The organism is Actinosynnema sp. NPDC059797, from assembly GCF_042732085.1.
GTDB lineage: Bacteria > Actinomycetota > Actinomycetes > Mycobacteriales > Pseudonocardiaceae > Actinosynnema.
Genome location: NZ_JBHWIE010000520.1, coordinates 1 through 3,961 on the forward strand (window position 1 = coordinate 1; position 3,961 = coordinate 3,961).

3 protein-coding genes and 1 tRNA gene are annotated in these 3,961 nt (G+C 76.1%); 3 read left to right on the plus strand and 1 reads right to left on the minus strand.

The genetic code is table 11. The features are described from left to right. On the minus strand, positions 1-221 hold a 221-nt coding region (locus tag ACFV4N_RS40910), incomplete at its 3' end, for a hypothetical protein (protein WP_499678071.1). Between ACFV4N_RS40910 and ACFV4N_RS40915 the strand changes: the two genes are divergently transcribed. The 3 genes from ACFV4N_RS40915 (at position 220) to ACFV4N_RS40925 (ending at position 3,548) form a co-directional block, all read left to right on the plus strand. After that, positions 220-1,305, plus strand: a complete 1,086-nt coding sequence (locus ACFV4N_RS40915) for a GDSL-type esterase/lipase family protein (protein WP_499678072.1) — start codon at positions 220-222, stop codon at positions 1,303-1,305. The two genes, ACFV4N_RS40910 and ACFV4N_RS40915, sit on opposite strands and share 2 nt — an antisense overlap. A gap of 118 nt (positions 1,306-1,423) precedes the next feature. Continuing rightward, positions 1,424-1,494: transfer RNA gene (locus ACFV4N_RS40920), tRNA-Glu, on the plus strand. 56 nt (positions 1,495-1,550) lie between these two features. Then, positions 1,551-3,548 carry a hypothetical protein gene (locus ACFV4N_RS40925; RefSeq protein ID WP_499678073.1) on the plus strand — a complete coding sequence of 666 codons (1,998 nt, stop codon included), beginning with the start codon at positions 1,551-1,553 and terminating at the stop codon, positions 3,546-3,548. Positions 3,549-3,961 lie beyond the last annotated feature (413 nt).

The window sequence follows — 3,961 nt, forward strand, 5'->3', positions numbered from 1 at the left end:
CGTTCGCCCGTGCCGCGGCCCGGGTCGCCGCCCGGGTCGCCGACGAACCGCGAGCGCCACACGAGACGCGATCCCGAAAGGAACGTTGATTTCTTCGAAACTTTCCGTAGGCTGCTGAACAGCCCTGACACCGCACGAGTCGGGCTCTCACGGTCCACAGAGGACAGTTTCGGTGCCGCCGCCGTGCCGGACCAGACCGACACCAGGGAAGGAACGACCATGGCCGGTAAACCCCGGTTGTCCGCCGCCGTCGCCGCGCTCACGGCCGCGGCGGCGCTCGTGGCGGCGCCCGCGATCAACGCCGCGCGAGCCGACGTCGCGCCCGCGGCGGCGGTGCGGGTGATGCCGCTGGGCGACTCGATCACCGACGGCTTCAACGTGCCCGGCGGCTACCGCGTCGACCTGTGGCAGAAGTTCACCGCGGGCGGGTACGCCGTCGACTTCGTCGGCTCGGCCGCCAACGGGCCGAGCAGCCTGGGCGACCGCGACCACGAGGGCCACTCCGGGTGGACCATCGCCCAGATCGACGCGAACATCACCACCTGGCTGCGCGCCTACACCCCGCGGACGATCCTGCTGCACATCGGCACCAACGACATGTACGGCAGCGACCCGGCCGGCGCGCCGCAGCGGCTCTCGCGGCTGATCGACAAGATCACCGCCCAGGCGCCCGACGCCCACCTGTTCGTGGCCACGATCGTCCCGCTGTCGTTCAGCGACCAGGTGGTGCGCACGTTCAACGCCGCCATCCCCGGCATCGTGCAGGCCAACGCCAACGCGGGCAGGAAGGTGCACCTGGTCGACATGTACCGGGCGCTGACCACCGCCGACCTGGCCGACGGCGTGCACCCCAACGCCGGCGGCTACGGCAAGATGGCCACCACCTGGTACAACGCCCTGCTCGCGGTCCCGGGCAGCATCAGCGACGGCACCACGACGACGACCACCACCACGACCACGAGCACCACCACGACCACTGGCGCCACGACGACGACCACCGCGCCCCCGGGCGCGTGCACGGCCACGCACCGCACGGTCAACTCCTGGCAGGGCGGCTTCCAGGCCGAGGTCACCGTGACGGCGGGCGCGACGTCGATCCCCGGCTGGGTGGTCAGCTGGTCCCTGGGCGCCGGGCAGACCGTCAACCAGGTCTGGGGCGGCGTGTCGAGCGGCAGCGGGTCCACGGCCTCGGTGCGCAACGCCGACTGGAACGGCCGCCTGGCCCCGAACGCCTCGACGACGTTCGGCTACATCGCCGGCGGCAGCAGCTCCTCGACGCCGGTGCTCACCTGCGCCGGTCGCTGACCGCGTCCGCGGCGGGCGGGCACCCCCGTGGCGCCCGCCCGCGAGCGGCGGAACCGGAATACCCGCGACACCGCCGCCGGGATGTCGTAGGGTTCGCCCGCGGTGCGCGCCACCGCGACGGCGTGTAGCTCAGCGAAGAGCACCAGGCTCTCAACCTGGAGGGCGCGGGGTCGCACCCCGCCACGCCGGCAATGGACGAGAACACCCCGAACGGTTACGCCGCAAACCAGTTGGCACGTGCCTTCGTGACGGCGTTGACGCACGAGGACGAGGCCACGCGCCGGCGCGCGGACGAACGCGTGCGCCGCTGGCGCGACGTGGTGCGCGGGATCGCCGGCGGCAGCCTGACCGTGGGTTCCCGCGAGCCGGTCGCCGGGCTGCCGGCGTGGGTCACGCCCGTGGTCGTGCACGGCGGCTTCGCCACGGGCGAGCCCGCCGCCGGCGGCCCGTTGCGAGAGCACGAACTCGCCGTGTGCGAGCGGTTCGGCCTGCCCGGGCGACGCCGCGCGCTCATGGCCCACCACCTCACCGGGGACGGCCTCGCGGAGCTGCTGCGGGCGCTCGACACCGGCGAGTACCGGGTGGACCTGCCGGAGCACGCGGCGCTGCCGGTGCTCGCCTGGCTCCTGCGCGCCGGTGACGAGGACGCCGCCCGCGGGCTGTTCGCCGAGATCGCGCCGTTCGCCGACCGGCTCGGGTTCGCACCGGCCCCGGCCCCGCCCGCGGGCGACCCGGACGTGGTGTGGCGCGGCACCGCCGGCCAGGCCGCCGCCACGCTCGCCGCGCGCCGGCCGAACCAGCGGGTCGAGGCGATGCGCGAGGCGCTGGCCGTGTGGAACCCCTTCGCCGACGACCTGCTGCGGTGGTGGCTGGACGGCGACCTCGGCGAGTCGGCCGACCGGTCCTGGCACGAGCGCGGCGTCGCGCTGCTGGAGCGCTACCGGCGACTGGCCGCCACCCACACCCGGTGCGCGAAGCACCGCAAGCCCAAGGAGAACCTCGCCGTCCTGCGCCACGCGCTGGAGGAGGTCGTGGCGGGCCGCGAGCCGACGCCGCGGGCCCGGGGCCTGCTGCGGCACGCGGTGGAGTCGATGGTGCGCCGCCGCGGCGAGCCCGGCTCGGCCCGGCACGGCGAGCTGCGGTCCCGGCAGGCGGCCCAGCTCGACGTGCCCGCGCACCACGCCATCGCCCGGGAGGTGGTGCGCCGCCTGGCGTCCCTGCCGCCCGACCGGGGCGTGCCGGACGTGGCGGAGCTGTGCGCGCCCGTGGACGGCGTCCCCGTGCCGGACGCGATCCGCAACGTCGTCGCCCGCACCCTGGCCGGCACCGTGGAGGAGCTGATCGACGCGGGCGTGGTGCCCTCGGCCGAGGTGCTCGCCCAGCTCGTGCCGCGCATCGCGGCCACCACGACCGCCGCCGCCTACCCCGACGAGGCGCTGCGCACCCTGGTCGCGGCGACCTGCCTCGCCTTCCGCAACCGGCGTTCGCTGCTGCTGCTCGACCTCCGGCACCAGGTCCGGGTGGACGAGCTGCCGTGGGTGCGCGCCATCGCCCGGTACCGCGCCCGCAGCGAGGGCACCCGCCACGACGCGCTCGCCGCGCTGCGCAGGCTGGGCGAACTCGCCCTCGACGCGTTCCCCGGCACGGCGCCGCCCAACCCGCTGGTGCGCGAACTCGCCGAGCTGGGCCGGGAGGCCGAGGTGGACCTGCCGTGGGTCGAGCACCTGGCCGCGGACATCTTCCAGGGGCGCTTCTCCCCGAAGTTCTCCCGCGCCGCGGAACAGGCGGCCGACCACCTGCGCGGCAGCCTGTACGCGCGCCACTACGCCCTCCGCCCGGGCCCGGTCGACGACCTCGCCGCCCTGTGCCGGGAGCGGGCCGGCGTGTCCGGGTGGTCGTTGGCGGGCAACCACGCGATCATCGAGCAGGCCCAGGTCCTCACCACGCACAACCTGGTCACGCTCGTCGGTCGCGTCGGGGCGCGCGGCGACTGGCCCGCGCTCGCCCGGCGCGCGTTCGACACCGCCGTCCGGTTCGCCGGCCGGGTGCCCACGAGCAGGCGCCCGCAGGCGACGGCGAAGCTGGCCCGCGACGCCTGGCGGCACACCGTGTTCTTCCTGTCCGAGGCGGGCTCGGACGCGCCACCGGACTGGCTGCGCGACCACGACGGCCCGCTGGCCGAACAGGCGGGGGAGCTGCTGCGCTGCTACGGCCCGGCACGGGCGCACCGCCCGGGGAGCTGACGGCTCGTCCACCGCGGACCGCCGGAACGGCTCGGCGCCCACTTCGGACCGGTCGGCGACCGAGGCGAGCCACGGCCCCGCCTCGCCGACCCGCACCGACCGGCCCGCGACCTCCAGCCGCGGGGCCGTGTCGTGGCGGCCGGCCAGACCCGGCCGCGGACGCGGACGACGCCGCCGCCGCACAGGGCGGTGAGCACGCGGTGCGGGCGCGCGGGGTGAAGGGGCGGCGGGCGGTGAAGTGCACCAGGTGCACGCCGTGAGCGGGTTCGAGCGGCGGCCGGCCGTGGAGCACGGGGCCGGAGGTGTCGTCGACTCGAGCCGGCTCGGGCCGGTGGCCAAGAGGTCGCGGCACCACCCTCCACGCGGGGGCCGCGGCCACGGGGGCGTGGCGGGGGCAGGCGGTGACGTCGGCA